The 18431-nt window shown below is 68.4% G+C and carries 18 protein-coding genes; 6 read left to right on the top strand and 12 right to left on the bottom strand.

What is annotated here, in order from left to right; translation table 11 throughout:
* Nucleotides 1-660 precede the first annotated feature (660 nt).
* A complete protein-coding gene (locus BHS09_RS32315; RefSeq protein WP_140799939.1) occupies nucleotides 661-891 on the bottom strand; it encodes an exonuclease/endonuclease/phosphatase family protein in 231 nt (76 codons plus the stop codon).
* A 286-nt stretch (nucleotides 892-1177) separates the two neighbouring features.
* Between BHS09_RS32315 and BHS09_RS38770 the strand changes: the two genes are divergently transcribed.
* Nucleotides 1178-1495, top strand: coding sequence for a hypothetical protein (locus BHS09_RS38770; RefSeq protein ID WP_140795237.1), 318 nt, complete (start codon nucleotides 1178-1180; stop codon nucleotides 1493-1495).
* On the opposite strand, the gene BHS09_RS38935 is transcribed toward BHS09_RS38770, so the two are convergent.
* A complete protein-coding gene (locus tag BHS09_RS38935) occupies nucleotides 1468-1716 on the bottom strand; it encodes a hypothetical protein (RefSeq protein ID WP_174258953.1) in 249 nt (82 codons plus the stop codon). The two genes, BHS09_RS38770 and BHS09_RS38935, sit on opposite strands and share 28 nt — an antisense overlap.
* Nucleotides 1717-1774: 58 nt before the next feature.
* Here BHS09_RS38935 and BHS09_RS38765 point away from each other — a divergent pair, with 58 nt between their 5' ends.
* The gene (locus BHS09_RS38765) at nucleotides 1775-1945 is read left to right on the top strand and encodes a hypothetical protein (protein WP_162520987.1); all 171 of its coding nucleotides are present in this window, start codon (nucleotides 1775-1777) and stop codon (nucleotides 1943-1945) included.
* Nucleotides 1946-2012: 67 nt separating this feature from the next.
* On the opposite strand, the gene BHS09_RS32305 is transcribed toward BHS09_RS38765, so the two are convergent.
* Nucleotides 2013-3863, bottom strand: coding sequence for a bifunctional metallophosphatase/5'-nucleotidase (locus BHS09_RS32305; RefSeq protein ID WP_140799938.1), 1851 nt, complete (start codon nucleotides 3861-3863; stop codon nucleotides 2013-2015).
* Nucleotides 3864-4153: 290 nt separating this feature from the next.
* Between BHS09_RS32305 and BHS09_RS32300 the strand changes: the two genes are divergently transcribed.
* Nucleotides 4154-5032: a B12-binding domain-containing radical SAM protein gene (locus BHS09_RS32300; RefSeq protein WP_140799937.1), complete on the top strand. Its 879-nt coding sequence runs from the start codon at nucleotides 4154-4156 to the stop codon at nucleotides 5030-5032.
* A gap of 55 nt (nucleotides 5033-5087) precedes the next feature.
* Here the strand turns inward: BHS09_RS32300 and BHS09_RS32295 are convergent, their stop codons facing one another.
* Nucleotides 5088-5915, bottom strand: coding sequence for a carbonic anhydrase (locus tag BHS09_RS32295; RefSeq protein ID WP_140799936.1), 828 nt, complete (start codon nucleotides 5913-5915; stop codon nucleotides 5088-5090).
* Between the two features lie 370 nt (nucleotides 5916-6285).
* Here BHS09_RS32295 and BHS09_RS32290 point away from each other — a divergent pair, with 370 nt between their 5' ends.
* A complete protein-coding gene (locus BHS09_RS32290) occupies nucleotides 6286-7521 on the top strand; it encodes an FAD-dependent oxidoreductase (protein ID WP_140799935.1) in 1236 nt (411 codons plus the stop codon).
* Between the two features lie 16 nt (nucleotides 7522-7537).
* On the opposite strand, the gene BHS09_RS32285 is transcribed toward BHS09_RS32290, so the two are convergent.
* A complete protein-coding gene (locus BHS09_RS32285) occupies nucleotides 7538-7840 on the bottom strand; it encodes an Mpo1-like protein (protein ID WP_140795232.1) in 303 nt (100 codons plus the stop codon).
* Nucleotides 7841-7959: 119 nt separating this feature from the next.
* Nucleotides 7960-9294 carry a KamA family radical SAM protein gene (locus BHS09_RS32280; RefSeq protein WP_140795231.1) on the bottom strand — a complete coding sequence of 445 codons (1335 nt, stop codon included), beginning with the start codon at nucleotides 9292-9294 and terminating at the stop codon, nucleotides 7960-7962.
* Nucleotides 9295-9665: 371 nt separating this feature from the next.
* On the opposite strand from BHS09_RS32280, the gene BHS09_RS32275 reads away from it, so the two are divergent.
* Nucleotides 9666-10085: a GFA family protein gene (locus BHS09_RS32275; RefSeq protein WP_140799934.1), complete on the top strand. Its 420-nt coding sequence runs from the start codon at nucleotides 9666-9668 to the stop codon at nucleotides 10083-10085.
* 8 nt (nucleotides 10086-10093) lie between these two features.
* On the opposite strand, the gene BHS09_RS32270 is transcribed toward BHS09_RS32275, so the two are convergent.
* The 6 genes from BHS09_RS32270 to BHS09_RS32245 form a co-directional block, all read right to left on the bottom strand.
* The gene (locus tag BHS09_RS32270) at nucleotides 10094-11377 is read right to left on the bottom strand and encodes a reverse transcriptase family protein (RefSeq protein ID WP_140799933.1); all 1284 of its coding nucleotides are present in this window, start codon (nucleotides 11375-11377) and stop codon (nucleotides 10094-10096) included.
* Nucleotides 11378-11555: 178 nt separating this feature from the next.
* On the bottom strand, nucleotides 11556-13154 hold the full coding sequence (locus BHS09_RS32265) for a hypothetical protein (protein WP_140799932.1): 1599 nt from the start codon (nucleotides 13152-13154) through the stop codon (nucleotides 11556-11558).
* Nucleotides 13151-15016 carry a gliding motility protein gene (locus BHS09_RS32260; protein WP_237079950.1) on the bottom strand — a complete coding sequence of 622 codons (1866 nt, stop codon included), beginning with the start codon at nucleotides 15014-15016 and terminating at the stop codon, nucleotides 13151-13153. The genes BHS09_RS32265 and BHS09_RS32260 overlap by 4 nt, the downstream gene beginning before the upstream one ends.
* Nucleotides 15017-15108: 92 nt before the next feature.
* Nucleotides 15109-15669 carry a hypothetical protein gene (locus BHS09_RS32255; protein ID WP_140795226.1) on the bottom strand — a complete coding sequence of 187 codons (561 nt, stop codon included), beginning with the start codon at nucleotides 15667-15669 and terminating at the stop codon, nucleotides 15109-15111.
* A 164-nt stretch (nucleotides 15670-15833) separates the two neighbouring features.
* The gene (locus tag BHS09_RS32250; RefSeq protein WP_140799930.1) at nucleotides 15834-16508 is read right to left on the bottom strand and encodes an NAD(P)H-binding protein; all 675 of its coding nucleotides are present in this window, start codon (nucleotides 16506-16508) and stop codon (nucleotides 15834-15836) included.
* Nucleotides 16509-16542: 34 nt separating this feature from the next.
* Nucleotides 16543-17703 carry an MBL fold metallo-hydrolase gene (locus BHS09_RS32245; RefSeq protein ID WP_140799929.1) on the bottom strand — a complete coding sequence of 387 codons (1161 nt, stop codon included), beginning with the start codon at nucleotides 17701-17703 and terminating at the stop codon, nucleotides 16543-16545.
* 72 nt (nucleotides 17704-17775) lie between these two features.
* On the opposite strand from BHS09_RS32245, the gene BHS09_RS32240 reads away from it, so the two are divergent.
* Entirely contained in the window at nucleotides 17776-18315 is a 540-nt protein-coding gene (locus BHS09_RS32240) for a TetR/AcrR family transcriptional regulator (RefSeq protein ID WP_174258952.1), read from the top strand.
* The last annotated feature ends 116 nt before the right edge of the window (nucleotides 18316-18431 follow it).

The following is an 18431-nucleotide window of genomic DNA, read 5'->3' as shown; positions in this document are numbered from 1 at the left end:
AGCGAAGTCAGACACACTCGAAACAACGTCAAAGCAATCCTCCGGTTCGCGGAACGGGCTTCTCGTACCACACTTCCCTCAAGCGGGACCGAGCCGGCCCCCCCACGGTGGCGCCGTGTCTGCCTCATGGTATGGAAGAATTCTGAGAGTCCGATGCTTCCTTGATTCTTCCGCGCTGCGTGGGCGCGTTCTTCCCCGGAAAGCCCCACACGGCGCACCCGGAAATCAAGGGGGGGCTACCGCGAGCGGGCTGCGCGCAACTTCAGCCGCTTCGGCGACACGCGATGTTCACGCAGTGTTTCCACCAGGATGGGCTGGAGTTCCTTGTGGATGTCCGCCGCTAGTACAGGGGCTTGGGATGCTGCGGTCCGCCCATTGCGCCACGCCTCCCGGCAGGTGCCACTGCGTGCGTTCCCCGCTTTGAATGTCGGCGAAGCGTCCTCGGCCTGACCGACATGCCCTGGTGGTGGGAGTACAACCCCCTGCCGAGCAGTACGCGCTGTCGATGCGGCGGTCCCTTGGCCGTGGATGGTCTCAGCGGAGGACGGTGTAGCCGGCGTGCTTGTGGTCGGTGACGCCGTCCGCCTTCACCTGGGCGCTGGTGTCGGTATCGAGCCCCGCGGACACCCAGACCTGGTTGAAGTTATCGCCATTCGCTTTCTATCCGCCCACCACGCGGCGCAGCCCGGCGTCCTCCAGTGCCGCGCCGACGTTCTTCGTGGAGTCATTGAAGTCTCCCTGCACGACCACCTCGCGGGCTGGAGGGCCCTTGCTCTCCGCCCGCACGACGTCCGCCAGATAGTCGAGCTGCTTCGCGCGCAGGGCCGCGTTCTCGTTGCCCGAGGCGAGGTGGACGTTGATGATGCTCTTCTCCCGTCCATCATTCCCCACCACCCGTGTCACCAGCGCGACCCTGCGTGCGTATTCCCGAGAGAGTCTGACGGCACCGCGCGTGCTGATGGATGGTGGCATTCTGCCCGACAGTGCTGAATGCCTGGGAACAGACCTTTCCAGTGTCTGTAGATGGCGCTCGCCTGGCATGCGTGCGGAGAGGTCATGTCGCCGTGGTTGTCAATGCGAAGAGTGTTCAGGGGCGAGCACCGTCTGTTCATCCGCCCTCGCCACCAGGCCGCGGGATGTTGATCCTGGCAATGTCAAACACGAAAGGAGCGGTCCCTTGAAACTCCGGTTCATGCCCATGCTGGCCATGTGTGTGGGAGCAAGTGCCCTGGTCGCTGGATGCGGCGCCGAGGGTGAGATGTCGGTGCTGGAGGTGTCACCCGAGTCCGCGTTGTACTCCGAGGACATCGTCCCGCTTCATTCCGAGGAGGGCACCGTGGCAGCGGCCGCCTGTTCCCATAACTCGACCCGCTGGGTGCGGGATGGGTGTTGCACACAGACGGCAACCCGACGCCGCCAGGAGATCTGCATCTACGGGGCCTGGTACTCGACGAACGTGTCCGAATGCTATTTCCCCACGTCGTACTGTCTCTGAGCGGCGAAGAATGGCTCGAAGCCCCTTGGCGGCGCGCGAAGGGGCTTCAGCCGGCCATTGATGGCGTCACGCCCATGGTGCCCGCCCCGCTGGCCAGCGCACCCGTGCCTGGCGGAAGCACCTCGCTCCAGCAGCTCGTGGAGCGCATCCTTGAGGTCGTCGATGACAGCGGTGGCGTCGGCACGGAAGCGCAAGGACTCGCGAGCCGCATCCAGGCTCATGGCGCGGCGGCGATTCCGTATCTCCTCCCGCTGTTCAGGGAGGAATCGGAGGCCATTCGTGACTTCGCGGGCTACGTCCTGCGTGACCTCGAAGCCCGGCTTCATGGGGACGGATGGACTGGGCGCGGATGTGGTCGTCACGCCCGAGGGAGACATGCGGCTCGCCAGCCCACAGAACATCTCAGGCACGCAGGACCAGGCGCCACCCACTCCGCCCCGGCGCAAGTGAGTTTCGCGCCGGAGACCGGGCGCACCTGAACGGCGTGCGCCCGGCCCCGCGTGAAATCAGCGTGTGCCTACTCCACGGTCAGGCACTTCGCCGGGCCGAACGTGGCCGCGTAGTACGGCGTGTAGAGGTCGGGCCCGAGCGTGAAGTTGCAGGTGTTCACCGCGTCCGGCGACAGCCCCTGGTTCTGCTGCAGGTAGCGCGCGACGTAGTCCCGCACGCCATCCGCGGACGTCCACAGCACACGGCCTTCCTTGAACATGCTGTAGCCGCCACCACCGCCCGCGCGGTAGTTGTTGATGGCGACGATGAAGACCTGGTCATCGGTGACTTCATTGCCCTTGAAGCGCAGGTGCGTGGTCCGCGAGCCCGCGGGCTTCGTCAGGTCGTAGCCGTATTCGATGTGCGAGTAGAGGTCCCAGTTGTAGTCCGCGATGGAGGGCGAGGTGGCCTTCGCCGCCGCGGGCGTCGGGGGCAGGTTGTCCGGGTCAATCGTGGCGAAGTAGTTGGCGTTCATCTCCACCGCGCGCCGGAGGATGGAGCCGTTGATCTCCATCACGTACAGCGTGTTGTCGTAGATGTAGACGCTGTAGGCATCGCGCAGGGTGACGTCTCCCTCGGGCAGCGAGACATCGTTGGTGAAGATGGCGCCCAGGGACAGGTCCACGGCGAAACCGGCTTCGAGCGCGGCCTGCTCCTGCACGATGTTGATGAGGTCCCCCAGTGGGCCGTCCACGTAGCGTCCGGCGAAGCCGCCCGGGAACACGCCGGTGGTGGTGCCAATCTTCTGGTTCACGTAGGCGACCGTCGTGTCGTGGTGGACCTGGGTGCTCTGGGTGACGGCGGCATCCGCCGCCACCGTGTCGTCCACGACGTGGAGTTGGGCGTCATGGGTGTTCACGCCCCATCGCCCGCCATCCCAGGTGACCTGGAGCTGGACGTCGGCCAGGTGGCTGCCCCAGCGGTTGGGCTGCGTGAGGAGGACCTCGCTCCCGTCCACGTTCCGCAGCAGCATCTTCGGAATGGGCTGGTGCGTGTGGCCCGTGAGGAGGACATCCACGCCGGGGACCTGCTGGGCAATCTGGACGGCCTGGTTCTCTCCCGGGAGGTTGCCCCGGTCCGCCCACTTCGAATCATCCGCGTAGTCGGCCAGCCACGATTCAGGGTTGCTCGCGCTGCCGGTCGGCTGCCGGTCGGGACCGCTGTGGATGGCCACCACCACGACGTCCGCGCCGGCGTCCTTCATCCGCGGCACGTAGTCCTTCGCCGTCTGAAGCGGGTCATCGAAGCGCAGGCCGGCGATGTTCTCCGCGCGCTCCCACGTCGTCACGCCAGGCGTCACCAGGCCGAGGATGCCGACCTTCACGTCACACACCGTCTTGATGATGTAGGGCGTGAAGGCCTCGGAGCCGTCCGCGGAGTTGCGCACGTTGGCTCCGAGCAGTGGGAAGTTGACCTCGCTCTTGAACTTGTTGAGGACGTCCAGGCCGAAGTTGAACTCGTGGTTGCCCAGGGCCATGGCGGCATAGCCCATCTCGTTCATGGCGGCGGCCATGGGATGCTGGGGCGTGTTGTCCACCAGGGCATAGTAGGTGCCCAGCGGCGAGCCCTGGATGGTGTCGCCGGTGTCGACGAGCAGCGTGCAGTCCGGGTTCTTCTCCCGCTCCTGCTTGACGAGCGTGGCCACCTTGGCGACGCCTCGCTTCGCGTCGGGCTTCCCGGAGAAGTAGTCCCACGGGAAGATGTTCGTGTGCAGGTCGCTCGTCTGCAGCAGCGTCAGCGTACGAGGGGTGGTGTCGGGCGGGGGCTCGTTGCCGGGCCCTGGTTCTTCGCTGGAATCGCAGGCCGTCAACAGCGAGCAGGCACCCACGAGACAGAAGGAAGTCGTGCGCAACGCGCGCGCCCAGGCAGGAAAACGCATCAGGAAACCTCTACGAAGTGGAATGCCGGGAAGAATCTCCCAGCTGGGCGAGACCCTAACGCATGGCTCTGTCATTCCCGGCGCGGGAAGGTTTCGTCATGCACTCGCTCGAGCGGCGTTCTCAAATTCCCGCCGGTGTCTCTGGAGTTCTCGGGCTTCGGGAGCACGGCGTTGCAGAATGCCATGCTCGCTGAGTCGAAATCTCACGGGGTGAGAATTGATGCGGGCAGTCTTTGAAGCAGGGCGAAAAAGAGCATCAGCTCCGCCGCCGCGATGGCCGCGCATCCGCCATGGAACATCCGGAAGGTCCGGGGGGGCGTACCAGTTCCAGTGACGCTCATGCCCCAGGTTCGCCCAGCCATCCGTCAGGGAGAACGAAGCCACCGCGAACAGCGTGGGCCAGAGGGGGGCGGTCAGCCGAGTCCGCCCGGGGCTGCAAGTTCAAGTGCACGTTCTGCTCCACCAGGTTCCTCGGGAGCTGGCGGGGCGTGTCCGCGGGCAACTTCGTGGACCGGTTGGAGCGGCTTCATCCCTACCTCAAGCGCACGCGCTACAAGGTCTTCAGCATCATCGATGACCTCTACACGCTGGACATCCAGCGGGTCGCCGACGTCACCCGCGAGCTCAAGCGCCGCGGCATGAAAATCCAGGCCACCCTGGATGCCCGCGCCACGGATGTCATCCGGGGTGAGGTCTGCGAAGCCCTGGCCCCCATCACCAACCACATGCTCATCGGCGCCGAGTGTGGCTACGACGAGGGCCTGAAGAAGATTGCCAAGGGCTGCACGACGAAGGTGCTCGAGCGGGCCGCGGCCATGCTTCAGGAGGTGGGGCTCTCCCACAAGTGTGTGTGCTCGTTCGTCATCGGCTTCCCGTTCGAGACGCGCGAGGACTGCCTGCGGACCATCGAGTTCGCCTCGAAGCTGCTCGTCAAATACAACGTCCGCGTCTACCTGCAGAGGTACAACACCATTCCTGGCTCGGCCATCTGGGAGGAGCTGGCGGGCAAGGGCCTGGTGTCCATTGGGTTGTTCCATGAGCCGACGGTGGACTTCCCGTCGCATGGGGTGCTGGAGAATGGCGCGCGCCGGAGTCCCCGCGGCAGAGCGACGTGGCCGGGCTCGTGGGGCTGCGGCGTGGCAAGTCCCGCGCCGCGGGGGCGGGAGTAGGGCGCGATACCGCCCAGGCCGGAACGAGCCGGCCTGGGACGTGTCCATCGAGAACTCAGTGCCTGCGTTGCGCGCTCACGACGCGGCCGTTCAGTGGCTGCAGCGGGCGGTTGTTCGGGTTGAGGTAGGGCAGACGCTGGAACGCGGCAATCTGCGAGTCCGACATCTCGATGGGGTTCTTCATCACATACCACTGGAGCCCTTCGGTGCACGGGGGCGTGGTGAGTGAGCCGACGTACTTGTAGAACGCCTTGTTGAACGGGAGCAGCGAGCTGGCGTTGATGAGCGCGGACAGGGGCTGGCTGTGCTCACCGGCGTGCTTGGGCAGATTCCGGAAGGCGGTGAGCAGCCCCGGGTGCACGAGGCCCTCCTTGATGAGCACGCCCACGACCAGGGCCGGCGTGCCATGGGCGTCGGTGTGCACCAGGTGCACTTCGAGCGGGTACTCCACGCCGTCCTTCGTGTGCTCGCTGGGCGTATGGAAATGGAACTGCGCCAGGTGATACGTGTTGCCACCCACCTGGAGGGTGCTGCCGGCGTCATAGGTGAACTGCACGGTGTGGCCGTTGTTCGTCATGCGCACGCGGCTGGCGCCGTAATGGAAGCTGGGGACGTCCAGGTGATGCTGCCGGTCCGTCTCCGCCGTCACCAGCGCGATGGGGGACTGGTCCAGTCCCGCCGCGCACAACGCATTGCCCGGGAGTTCGCCCCAGTGCTGCGGGCTGACCGTCTGTGAATAACCCCAATGCGCGTCCTCTCCGCTCAGGAAGACCGGGGCCGGGGTCCCGCGGAGGTCCTGGGCGAGGGCGCTTGAAGCAAGGCAAACGGATGACACCAACGCGCCCTGGAGGGCGCGCACTGAGACAGCGCGAAAACGAGACATGTGGATGCGTCCTTTGGGATGAGACGACGAACACGAGCCGGGCACCCCAGGCCTCACCTCAGGCCAGGGCCGCCCCACTCACGCGGACACGCACCGGGTTTCGAGCCAGCGGCCGGCGTCCGTGAATTTCATCTAAATTCAGAAATATTTGTTAGCCATTGTTTCCGACACTTTCTGTCGGACTCGGCAGACGGCCTGGCGGTGTGTCATGACGGGTTTGAAATGACATCGTTTCTTGTGCGCCGAGCAGCGCCCCCCTTGAATCGCCCTGCTGTCAGGGAGATACGTTCGGTCCTGGAAGGTCTGGTCGTTCCGGGTGGGGGCGCTCGTAGAATCTTGCTGGCTGGGGCTGAGATGGCGGGGGACTGACATGGCCGACGAGGTGCGCATCACGCAGTGTTGTGTCGTGGGAGGAGGCCCGGCGGGGATGATGCTGGGCTTGTTGCTGGCACGGGCGGGGGTGGAGGTGACGGTGCTGGAGAAGCACGCGGACTTCCTGCGTGACTTCCGCGGCGACACCATCCACCCCTCCACCCTGGAGCTGATGCACGAGCTGGGGTGGCTGGAGGAACTCCTGGCCCTGCCGCATCAAAAGGCGCCGGTGTTGCGCTTCCAGCGCGGCGCCCATGACGTGGTCGTCGGAGACTTCTCTCACCTGCCCACGCGCGCGCGTTACATCGCGTTCATGCCGCAGTGGGACCTGCTCGACTTCCTCGCGCGGAAGGCCGCCGAGTACCCGGGCTTCCACCTGCGCCGGTGCGCGGAAGTGACGGATGTGTTGCGTGAGAAGGGGTGTGTCGTCGGCGTCCAGGCCCGGACGCCGGAGGGCTCATTGGAGGTTCGTGCGTCGCTGGTGGTGGCGGCGGATGGCCGGACCTCCGTCGTGCGTCAGCGCGCCGGCCTGGAGGTGGAGGTCCTGGGCGCGCCCATGGACGTCCTCTGGTTCCGTGTCGCGCGCAAGCCCGAAGACCCCGAGGACCCCATGGGCCGCTTCGAGCAGGGACAGATTTTCGTCCTCATCAACCGGGGCGACTCGTGGCAGTGCGGGCGTGTCATCTCGAAGGGCAGCTTCGACGCCTTGCGCGAGGCCGGGCTGGCGTCCTTCCGCGAGGACTTCGCCCGGCTGGCGCCCTTTCTGGCGGACCGGACCCACGAGCTGGCGACGTGGGACGACGTGAAGCTGCTCACCGTGCGGGTGGATCGGCTGCGCACCTGGTACCAGGCGGGCCTGCTCTGCATTGGCGACGCGGCGCATGCCATGTCACCCGTGGGTGGGGTAGGCATCAACCTGGCGGTGCAGGACGCGGTGGCCGCCGCCAACATCCTCGCGGGGCCACTGCTCGCCCGGCATGTGACGCCCATGGACCTGCGGCGCGTCCAGGAGCGCCGGGAGTGGCCCACGCGTTTCACCCAGCGGGCCCAGGTCCTCATCCAGAATCGCGTGCTTGGGCCCGCGCTGCGAAGCCCGGCGGCGTCCACCGCGCTTCCCTTGCCGCTGTGGCTGGTCCAGCACGTCCCCTTCCTGCGGCGCATTCCGGCGCGCCTGGTGGGCATGGGCATACGGCCCGAACACGTGCGCACGCCAGCGGCGCCTCCCAGGGCCTGAGCGATTCCGGCGGGCGTCAAGCCTTGCCCGCCACTTTCGCGGCCCACCACCGCAGGCCCACGAAGAGGAAGCGCCAGTCCTTGAGGAACTCAGGGGGCTTGCGCTCGAAGGCATGGCCCACGAACTGGAAGCTCCACCCGACGACGAAGAGGGCGGCGGGCACTTTCCAGAGGCGAGGGACGAACGGGGATGCGGCGGCCAGGGGGACCGAGGCCGCAATCATCGGAATGCCCACCGTATGACACAGACGGTTGACAGCATGGGTGTGGCTTTTCGAGTACTCCGAAATCCACGCCTCCCAGGAACGGTCGCCGAGCATGACGCCACGGTATGCACCGTGCGCCCCAGGAGGAAGGTGCCGGGTGGGTGCTCGTCTGGCCTGGGAGGCGTCGCGGGCGTGTGACGCTGGAAGTCACAAACCCTCCCGCCGCGTGGCGGCTACGACTGCGCGGACGGCTCCTCCCACGGGAAGTGGGTGGCGCCCAGCGCGGGCTTGAGGTCGAACAGCCAGGATGCCTTCTCGTCGTACTTCGCGAAGAAGGGCCGGCCGACGAGCTCCGGGTCGCGCGCCTGGATGAAGTGGAGGACGAAGACCTTCTCGCCGGCAATCTCCGTCACACCGTCCACGCACACCTTGCCCGGCGTGGAGGACATCGACGGGCCGCGCACCGTGCGCGCCAGTCCGGACACGCTCTGGTAGGCGTTGCGGAAGATGTCGTAGGCCTCGGCGAGCGGCACCGCGAAGTAGTCCTGCGGCCCCGTGTCCCGCTCGATGAACATGTAATACGGCACCATGCCGTGGCGCAGGTGCGTGCGCCACATGCTCTCCCAAGTGTCCGGGGTGTCGTTGATGGTGCGGATGAGCGGCGCCTGGGTGCGGATGACCGCGCCGGTGCCCCGGATGCGGCGCACCGCCTCCTGGACAATCTCGGGGACCATCTCGTTGGGATGAGAGAAATGCGCCATGAAGGCCAGGCTCTTGCCGGAGGCGACCACCTTCTCGAACAGGCGCAGGATGTCGTCCGCGTCCGAATCCGTGACGAAGCGCTGCGGCCAGTAGGCCAGCGCCTTGGTGCCGATGCGGATGGCCTCCAGGTGCTCGATGTCCAGCAGTGGCTCGATATACTTGGCCAGCACGGCCTCGGTCATGATCATCGGGTCACCACCGGTGAACAGCACGTTGGTGACCTCGGGGTGCGCGCGGATGTAGTTCACCAGCGGCTCGATTTCCCGCGAGGCGAACTTCAGGTCCGCGTCCCCGACGAACTGCGCCCAGCGGAAGCAGTACGTGCAGTAGGCGTGGCACGTCTGGCCCTGCTTGGGGAAGATGAGCACCGTCTCCTTGTACTTGTGCTGGAGGCCCGGGACGGGCTCTTCGTTGGCCAGCTTGGGAACGTTGAGCTGCATCTGCCCGGCGGGGTGCGGATTGAGCCGCGCGCGAATCTGGTTGGCGGCCGCGTTCAGCTCCAGGGTTGATGCACCGGAGCTCAGCAGGTCCGCCATGCGAGCCACATCGTCCGTGGGCAGCATGTCCGCCTGCGGGAAGACGAGCCGGTAGATGGGGTCGGCGGGCGCGGCGGCCCAGTCGATCAGCTCGTCCACGACGTAGCTGTTGGTCCGGAAGGGCAGCACGTGCGCCACCGCTTGCACCGCGAGCCGTTCATCCGCTGAGAGCCCGGCCCGAGTCGTCAGCTCGTCCAGGTGTCGCGTGGTGTAGGCACGGTACCGGCGACCCGTGGACAGAGCCAGTGCTGCGTTTGACATAACGCTCATGTCTCGTTTCTCCTGCGGTAGTCAGGGCGGCCACGAGGTCCACAGCGGCCACCCTGGCTGGTGGCCGGGCGTGAGCGCACACCGTTTGACCACCAACGAGGGAGAGTCCGGTTACCACGCCGAGGTGGGAAGTGTCATCCCTCAGCGGCGAGCGGGCAGGCTGGATTCCACCTTGCGTTGCAGTTTCCAGTGACTCTGCGTCCGTAGTGACATGACGCAAGGTGTCGAAGGCCGGGGGGGGGCTGCTGTCTCCAGTCTCCGGGCCGGGGAGTCCCTGCCGCGGCGGCGGGCCGGTAGATACCTGACATACCCCTGTCATGCGGGCTGCCTAAGTCATGGGCGTCGTTTCACTCGTTCGAGGAGATTCCGCCATGTCGAAGGACAGCAAGCTGAAGCACTACACCGGGGGATGTCTTTGCGGAGCGGTGCGCTTCGAGGCCGAGATGGACCTGTCGGAGCCCGTGAGCCGCTGCAATTGCAGCATCTGCACCAAGGTGGGTGGCACGCAGGCCTACCCGAAGCCGAGCGCCTTCCGCGTCACCGCGGGCGCGGAGCACCTGGGTAAGTTCCGGAAGGGCTCGAGCCCGAACTTCCGCTCGTTCTGCAAGCACTGCGGCATCCATTGCTTCTCCGCCGGGTTCGTCGAGGAGCTCGGTGGAGAGTTCCGGTCCGTCAACATCCAGTGCCTGGACGACGTCGACCCCGGTGAGCTCAAGGTCGTGTACTGGGACGGCCGCCATGACAATTGGGAGGCCGGGACGCGCGACAGACCCTGGCCCATCCGGAGCTGAGCCCTCGCTCACGTCCCGCGCGGCTTGCGCCGGCGAGCGAGCCGCTCCGCCTGCTCCGGGTTGAGCATCTTCACGTAGGCCAGGAGGCCGTCGAGGTGCGCGCGGTGTGCCTCGCCGTCCTCCGACCGCCCCTCCTGGTGCAGCATCGCCCGGAGCCGCCGCCGCTCCTCGCGTGACAAGCCCAGCGTCGTATTCACGGTGACGCCAGTGACGCGCTGGGCACCGCCCCGGCGCTGCACGCGGGTCTTCTCGCGGTTGACCTCGAAGCCTTCCTCCTGCACGTACCGCGCGGCCAGCGCGCGGACTCGCTCCAGCGCCGTGACGTCATCGCCGGAGAAGGTGAGGTCATCCGCGTAGCGCGTGTACGTGTAGCCGTACCGCCGCGCCAGGCCCGCCAGCCGCCGGTCCAGTCGCAGCAGCACCGCGTTGCACAGTGCAGGGCTCGTGGGGGCGCCCTGCACGCAGACGCGCGGGCCCACGGGAACGTGGAAGAGGGTGCCCTCCAACTCCACGGGCTGGCGCTCGGACTCCGTCATCAGCACCGCGAGCGTGGCCGCCACGGGATAGCCGTAGCCCAGGGCGATGAGCAGCCCCCGCACCCGCGCGAAGGTGACGGAGGGGAAGAAGTCCTTCAGGTCCAGCTTCAGGACCACCCGCCGGCCCACGTGCGGCGCGGCGCCCGTCTTGATGGAGCGGCCCGGCACGAAGCCATGGGCCTGTGGACTCACGGGGAGCTTCGACACCAGGAGCGCCAGCAGCCGGCGTTGCAGGGCCTTCAGGCGCCGCTTGGGCGCATGCAGCAGCCGGACGCCTCCGGAGCGCTTGGGCACCGCGAAGGTCACGTAGTGCCGCACCCGCTCACGCGGTCGGTGGATGCTGTAGTGCCGGAGCACGCCCACCGAGACGCCCAGCGCCGCGGCCACGTCCTCCTCCGTGCGCCAGAGCGGCAGGCCGTAGCGCGCCAGTTGTGCCTCGTCGGGCAGCAAGTCCCTCAGGTTCCGGTTCCGCGTGCGCAGCGTGGCGGAGAACAGCCGCCGGGCCTCGGCGGCCTCCATCCACTTCTTCCGGCCAGGCGTGTAGCGGCGGATGCCCTTGGGAAGCAGCCGCGCATCCCGGCGAATCTGTCTCAGGTGCCCCGGCTTCAGAGGGCCCGACGTGGAGACCGTCTCCCTCACCACGTCCTGTGGGCGGCCGTGGGCATCCAGCGGCACGTCCAGCCCGGTGGTGCTCCGCGTCACGGGACGGCTGAACAACCCCTTGAGCCGGGAGAGGGCGTTGTCGAACCAGCTCATGGTGCTCCGGAAGAGGCCAGGGGACGACCTGCGAGGCGTTGGACCCGGGGCTCCCGGCGTTGCGTACGCTGGGACCCTGGCGAAGAGATGGGGACAGAACACCCCCGCGGCGAAACACCGCGGTACTCATGGCTCATCTGCGAGCCCTGGCCTCTCCCGAGAGCACCTGCTGTTATCGTCATTCGTCGTCTCCCGGGTCAAGCGCCTCTGTGGGCCGCCGCCGCGCGCCCGCCTCCGCCGCCCGGGCCGCGAGCGCGTCCGCAGAGGCGGGCTCGGAGCTGCTGAGTTCGCGGCGCTGCGCTCGCGCCAGGCGGCTGAGCGCGAGCAGGTGTGCGCAGGGGCCCTGGTTCAGCAGGTGCTCGCTGAAGTACTCGCAGCCGCACCGGCCGAAGAGGACACGGTCCTCGTCGTTCATCACCAGCTCGACGCCCGACTGCGGGCCCGCGCGGCCATGGACCACCCAGTCCCGGTGGACCACCTCGCGCGTGACGGGCCCCTCCGGCGTGTTCAGCGTGCGGACATTGCGCTTCTCTCTCGGCGCCGCGGAGGTCACCTCCACCTCGCCCGCGGCCTCCAGGCGCTCCGCTTCCTCACGGCGGGCGTCAGGCGGGTACAGGCGGCCCAGGTCCACCGGCGTGGCGAACAGCTCGCGGTGGCGCCAGTTCCGCGCCTCCACGTCGAAGAGGGCACGCCCGGCCGCGCATTGCGCCGCCAGGGCGCCCGCGGCCCGCGCCGTGTCCACGCCCAGGGCGGTGGCCACGTCCTCGGTCGAGGCATGAAAGCGCTCGCGCAGCACGCCGAGCACACGCTCCGCCAGCGCGTCGTCGCGCGCCGGCTCCAGCAGCAGGTCCATGCCCGCGGTGTTCGTCCAATGATTCGCCGTCCACCCGGACAGGCCCAACAGGAAGCGCACGCCGCCGGGCAGGTGCGCGACATAGAAGTGCGGCAGCGCGCGGCCCTTCAGGTAGATGTCCACCCGCTCCGCGTAGGGCAGCAGCGGCTCCAGCAGCCGCAGCCGCCGGCGGCCCCAGGCCCGGATGATGCGAGGCGCCGTGTAGCCGTGGACCGCGCCCTTCAAGGGCACGGGGTGCTCCCAAGGCTCCAGCATCAGCCGCGCGTCATTTCCCGGGTGGAGTTCGTAGCGCAGCGCGCGCGGTGACACCTTGGCCTTGGTGTGGCTGAGGAAGCGCACCGCGGAGAGCAGGTCCACCGGCCGCGCGGTCAGGCGGGTGCCGGGCATCGCCATGCCGCCCTGGAGTTGGAGCAGGCCCCGCACCCAGGGCTCCGGGACGTCCACCTTCTGCTCGAAGCGACCGCCCGCGCCGGTGGTGCGCACGTCGAGTCCCTCCGGACCGATGCGCAGGTGTGTCTCCCGGGTGGAGCGCATCTCGGCCAGCGCCGCCCACAGCCAGGCGGTGAAGTCCACGTTGGTGGTGCCACAGCGCACCTCACCCTCGGGCTCGAAGAGGCCGCGGTCCACGATGACGAGCCCGTAGGCGCTCTGGTCCTGGCTGAAGGCCTCGAAGAAGACGCGGTCGGGGTGCACGGTGATGAGCGGGTCCAGCAACCCGCCGCCCCACGTCTCGTTCCACGCGTCCGATTGCCAGATGAGCCCGCCGAGCGCCTGGAGCGCCATCCGGAGGGACAGGACGTCCCGGGCCACGCGCGCGTGGAAACGCACGGGGCGGTGCGCGTCCGCGGACAGGCTGAGCTGCGCGCGCTCCCGGGTGGACTCGAACACGGAGGGCGTGGCGTAGAGGAAGCTGGAGGCCGTCACGCGCCGTCTCCTTTCGCGGGCAGGCCGAAGACGTGGGGGACTTCCGCGGAGCCTCGCAGCTCGGGCCAGCGCGTCAGCATGCGGGCCAGCAGCGCCATCAGCGACTCCTTGGGATAGCGCGAGTCCGGCAGCGCGAAGGCGTCACGCACGCGCGGCACCAGCACGCGGGCGGCCTCCACGCTGTGGGCGGCGGCGTTGGCCAGCGCGTCGAAGGCGGCGTGACGCGTGCGCCGGTGCAGGGGCCTCAGCAGGGTGGCCTGGAGCAGGTCCACGTTCTGTGCGGCCACCTCACGGGCTTTCGCGGAGTCGCGGCCGAGCAGCCGGAAGGCCAGCGCCTGGACGTGAATCTGCGGCGCCTCCAGCAGGTCGCGCACGGCGCGGGGCTCGGCCAGGTAGAAGTCATCCGAGCGGAGGAAGAACAGCCGCGCCAGCCGGTTCTTCTCCAGCAGCGTGTCGAAGGTCCAGATGGAATAGGCGGGCAGGGTGCCCAGCGCGTTGGCGGCGCGGCGGGCGAAGACGCCGCCCTCCTTCGGCAGGGCCTCGTAGTGCGCGGCCATCGCGTCGAGCACCTTCTCCCACTCCTTCGCGCTCCCCGTCGTCGGGACGTGCATGGCGGCGCGACTGGCGAGGAAGTCCAGCAGGTCCTCGTCGTTCGCTTCCAGCGCGCGCATCACCAGCTTGGGGTACGCGGCGCGCCAGCTCGAAGCGACGTGCATGCGGAAGGGGCCACGTACCAACTCCGGGAAGCGCGCGTACAGTGCGGTGGCGGTGGCGTCCGTCAGCCGCTGCACCCGGGCCAGGCCCAGGCCGGGGAGATTCCATTCGCCGCCCGCGCCCGCCAGTTGGAGCAGCCGGCGTCGAGTCCGGGCCGGGAGGGATGCGTCGTCCCGCACCAGCCGCAGCACCTCCGCGTCATACGTCTCCGCCATGGCCGAGGTGCGCAGGAGCGCGCCCCATACATCGTCCCAGTCCCGCGCCCGCGCGAGCGCCAGCAGCTCCGGGAAGCCCTTCGCGTCCTTTCGTCCCAGCGCGCCCCAGCGAGGAGCCACCGCCCGCAGATGGCCGAGGAGGTAGGGCACTACGTCCCGCCCGCGCGCCTCCGCCAGCTCCACGAAGAGCTGCGCCGCGCCGGGCATGGGCGTCTCCGGGTGGTGTGCCTTCAGCGCGGCGACCAGCTCGGCGGGGGGCTGGACGGTGCGTGCGAGCGCCAGGGCATCACGGCACCATGTGGGCTCATCCACGCATCGCCGGTAGAGCGCGGAGGCCAGGGCCGCGTCACCCCGCGCCTGGGCCCGCTCGCGCAGCGTGTTCCACATGGGCTGGCGCTCGCGGGGCCATCTCAACGGCAGGTGCTCCAGGATGAAGGGCCGGGCGGCCTCCGCGTCCAGTGCGTCCAGGGCCAGGGCGGTGGGCTCGTCCAGCCGGCCCCAGCCGATGTCCATCTTGGCGAGTTCGGTGTGCCGCGCCGCGCGCGTGGGCGCTTTCTGGACACGCCGCACCACCTCTGTCTGCCAGAACTCCGTCTGCCGGGGGAGGCGCAGACCCGCGAGCTTCCAGGCCAGGAGGCGGCGGAACATCTCCACGTCGTCGGTGCGGTCCGCGTCGAAGAGCCAGACCTCCAGCGCGGAGGCATTCTCCCCGAGCCAGGGGTTCTGCCACTGCCCGTCGGCGGTGATGCTGCTGGGCGAGAAGCAGGACAGCATGAGGGGGCGGAAGCGGACGCGGTCCCTGGCGTGGAGGGCGGGCCCCCACAGCCAGGTGAAGGACCGGAAGGCGGAGCGGCGCGCCAGTTCCTCGAGGGCGGCACGGAGTTCTTCGTCGGACTGTGTCCGGGACAGGACGCCACGCAGGGCGGCGTCCATCTCTTTTACCTCTCGGCGGAATCGCCGCTCCCAGCTTTCGTTCACGCTCCCCGGTTTACACCGACCGCTCTGGGAGACACAGTGGTGAGCGGTCAACCCATGTAGGAAGGCGGGTCGCTGGCGGGAAACGAAGACATGGAGCCTTCGGCGACGATGTCGCGATTGCCCGCCGCGTCGCGTGACTCGCCAGGGAGGATGTTCCACCGTCCATGCTCGCCCGCGCCGTACCGCGACGGGTCGCGAAGGCTGGAGGCGCGTGCGTCGATGACCACCGGCCTGCGGCTGCACGCGCGCCACTGCGCCGCGAGCAGCGCGGACTGAACGGCCGCATCGGCCAGGAAGACGACGGAGCGCCGCTTCCGGTTCGTGGCGTACGTGGAGACGTCGACCATCAGGAGTGTGAGCGCGCTCCAGATGCCCAGCTTCCTGAGCTCCGGCGTGACGCGGCCATGGCGGTGCGCGGACAGGAGCGTCGCGCCCACCGTGCCGGCGAGTCCGCCCACCGTCTTCATCAGCCAGCCTTCGCGGATGGGCCCGGTGAACCGGGTGACCCGCTTCGGCTGGAACCAGGGCAACAGGCCCTTCAGCAGGAAATACGCGCCCTGGACTTCGGCCGGGTCTCTTCGGAAAAACGAAGCGAGTCGTCTGTTCATCCGCTCTCTGCCTCCCGCGCTCAAGGTGCTTCCTGGCGCAGGGAGGGGCACCTGGGCCGGGCGGACGGGCAGGCGCCAACTCGGGCGGCAGGCGAGCGGCTCGGCCTGCCAGGGAGTGAACGCCCGGTCGCCCTCGAAGTCCTGGGGGCAACCTGGAGTCCGGTTCAGCTCGCTGCCACCGCGAGGTCGTTGATGTCCCGATTTTCGAGCACGCGCTTCGAAGCGCCCTGCCTGGCGACGGCGAGCATCGCGTGGCCCAGCTGCTCCGTCGTCGTCACGAAGGTGGGGAACAGTGCCTTCCAGACGGGATAGAGCGGCGCCATCACCGTATAGAGCGCCTGGTACAGCCGCGTCTTCGACCGGATGCCGTGCATTGGCTGGATATAGCCGGGCCGGAACATGTACGCGGACAGGGTGGACTGCCGGAGCAGCGTGTTCTCAGTCTCTCCCTTCACGCGCGCCCACATGGTGCGCCCGCGTTCCGAGCTGTCGGTTCCCGCGCCCGAGACGTAGAGGAAGCGCATGCCAGGGTTGTACTGGCCCAGCGCCTGGGCCGCAGCCAGCGTGAGGTCGAACGTGACGCGCCGGTACGCCTGCTCCGTCATGCCCGCCGACGACACGCCCAGGCTGAAGATGCACACGTCGTAGCCCGTGAGTTGCTCCGCCACGGCGGAGAAGTCCTGGAGGTCCGTGTGGACCAGTTCGGTGAGCTTCTCGTGGCGTTGCCCCGTGGCACCGCGGCCCACGGTGAGGACGCGCTCCACGTCCGGAGCGAACAGGCATTCGCGCAGGACGCCCTGGCCGACCATGCCCGTGGCGCCAAAGAGGATGACTCGCATGTGGGGGACTCCTGAAGTCAGACGGGCAGGGACGTCAGTCCAACTGGGTGGAGACGATGGGGTCCTGCACCGCCGTGTTCCACGGCAGCGAGGGCCACCAGCGCTCGGGGGAGGACGGCGCACCGGGTTCGACGCGCTCACCCGGCTTCGGGACGATGACGCTCACGCCCGCGGCCTCGCCCGCCGCGAGCACGCGCTCGATGGGCTCCGTCCACCCGTGGAGCGCGAGGGTGAACAAGCCCCAGTGCACCGGCAGCAGCACGCGCCCCCGGACCCACTGGTGCGCGGTGACGGCCTGCTCGGGGCCGATGTGCCAGTCAGGCCACGCGCTGTGGTACTGGCCCACCTCAATCATCGTCAGGTCGAAGGGCCCCAGCCGCTCGCCAATGTCCTTCATGGCGGGGAACAGGCCCGTGTCGCCCGAGTAGTACACGCGGTGCGTGGGGCCCAGGAACGCGAAGCCCGACCACAGCGTCGCGTCCTTGTCGATGCCCGTCCGGCCCGAGGCATGGCGGGCGGGGGTGCAGACGACCTCCATCGCTCCCACGCGTGCACGCTCCCACCAGTCGAGCTCGATGATGCGCGACTCGGGGATGCCCCAGCCCACCAGGTGTGCACCGACGCCGAGCGGCACGATGAAGGACGTGTCCCAGTCCTTCATCGCCAGCAGCGTTCGATGGTCCAGGTGGTCGTAGTGGTCATGGGAGATGGCGACCGCGTCGACAGCGGGCAGTTCTGTCAGCGCCAGGGGCGGGGCGTACCAGCGGCGCGGTCCTATCCAGCTCAAAGGGGACGCGCGTTCGCTCCACACCGGGTCGATGAGAATCCGCTGCCCGTCCAACTCCACGAGCGACGTCGAGTGTCCGAACCACGTGACGCGCAGGCCGGTGGCGGGCGGCGCGCCGAAAGCGCTTCCGTCCAGCGCCACCGAGGGCAGCGCCCCCTGGGCGGGGCTCACGTCGGGACTGGCGCTGAACATGCTCGCGATGGAGCCCCAGGTATCAGTGCGCAGGGGCTGCGGGTTGTCGAAGTGGCCGCCCTGCCACTGGGGCGAGCGCGCCATGCGTGCCCTCCGCGCGCCGTCCGCGGCCTGGCCCAGTGCCGGCCAGGCCTCGATGGCGACCACCGTCAGCAGCAGGGCCAGCAGCGCCGCCATCCCCATTGCCGCATACGCCAGCCTTCTGCGCCACGTCATGCCGTCCACCCGTGCTCGTCGTTGTGCGGTGATGAATTGACGAAATAGGCTATTTTTGTCAATTTGTTCCGCATGACGGGCACCAGGAGCGAGGAGCGTGATGCGTTGCGCCGGGCGGCGATTCTCGACGCCGCCCTGGAGTGCTTCCTACGCTTCGGCTACGCGAAGACGTCCCTGGACGACATCGCGAAGCGGGCGAACCTGTCTCGGCCGCTCCTGTATCTGAAGTTCAAGAACAAGGAGGACATCTTCTCGGCCGTCTTCGAATCCCTGTTCGAGGCGCGCTACCCCCGCGTGGAGCAGGTGCTGGCGCGTCCGGGCGCCGCGCGCGACAAGCTGCTCCAGGTGTACGAAATCATCCTCCTGGAGCCGTGGGAGTTGATGGTCGGGGCGCCCATGGCGTCCGAGTTCTACGCCGCCTGCGAGCGGCTGTTGCCGGAGGTCGAGGCGAGACACCGTCGGCGCTGGCTCAAGTACACGCAGGCCGTCCTGGAGTCGCGGCCGCTCGCCGAGGTGTTCATGCTGGCCGTCGACGGGCTCCAGTCCGACCTGCCCACGACGCGGGTGCTGCGTCAGCGTCTGGAGTTGCTCATCGAGCGCTTCACGGACTGAGGCAGTTGAGGGGTGACGCACGGCTGGAGACCGAGGACCTGCTCGCGCGTGTCTCCGCGGCGGTGTCACCCTGCTACCGCTGACCGGACGCCCCCGGTATCTACCCAGGGGTGCCA

This window comes from Myxococcus xanthus, from assembly GCF_006402735.1.
In the GTDB taxonomy this organism is placed as follows: Bacteria; Myxococcota; Myxococcia; order Myxococcales; family Myxococcaceae; genus Myxococcus; species Myxococcus xanthus_A.
This window is presented reverse-complemented; position numbering and strand designations above follow the sequence as displayed.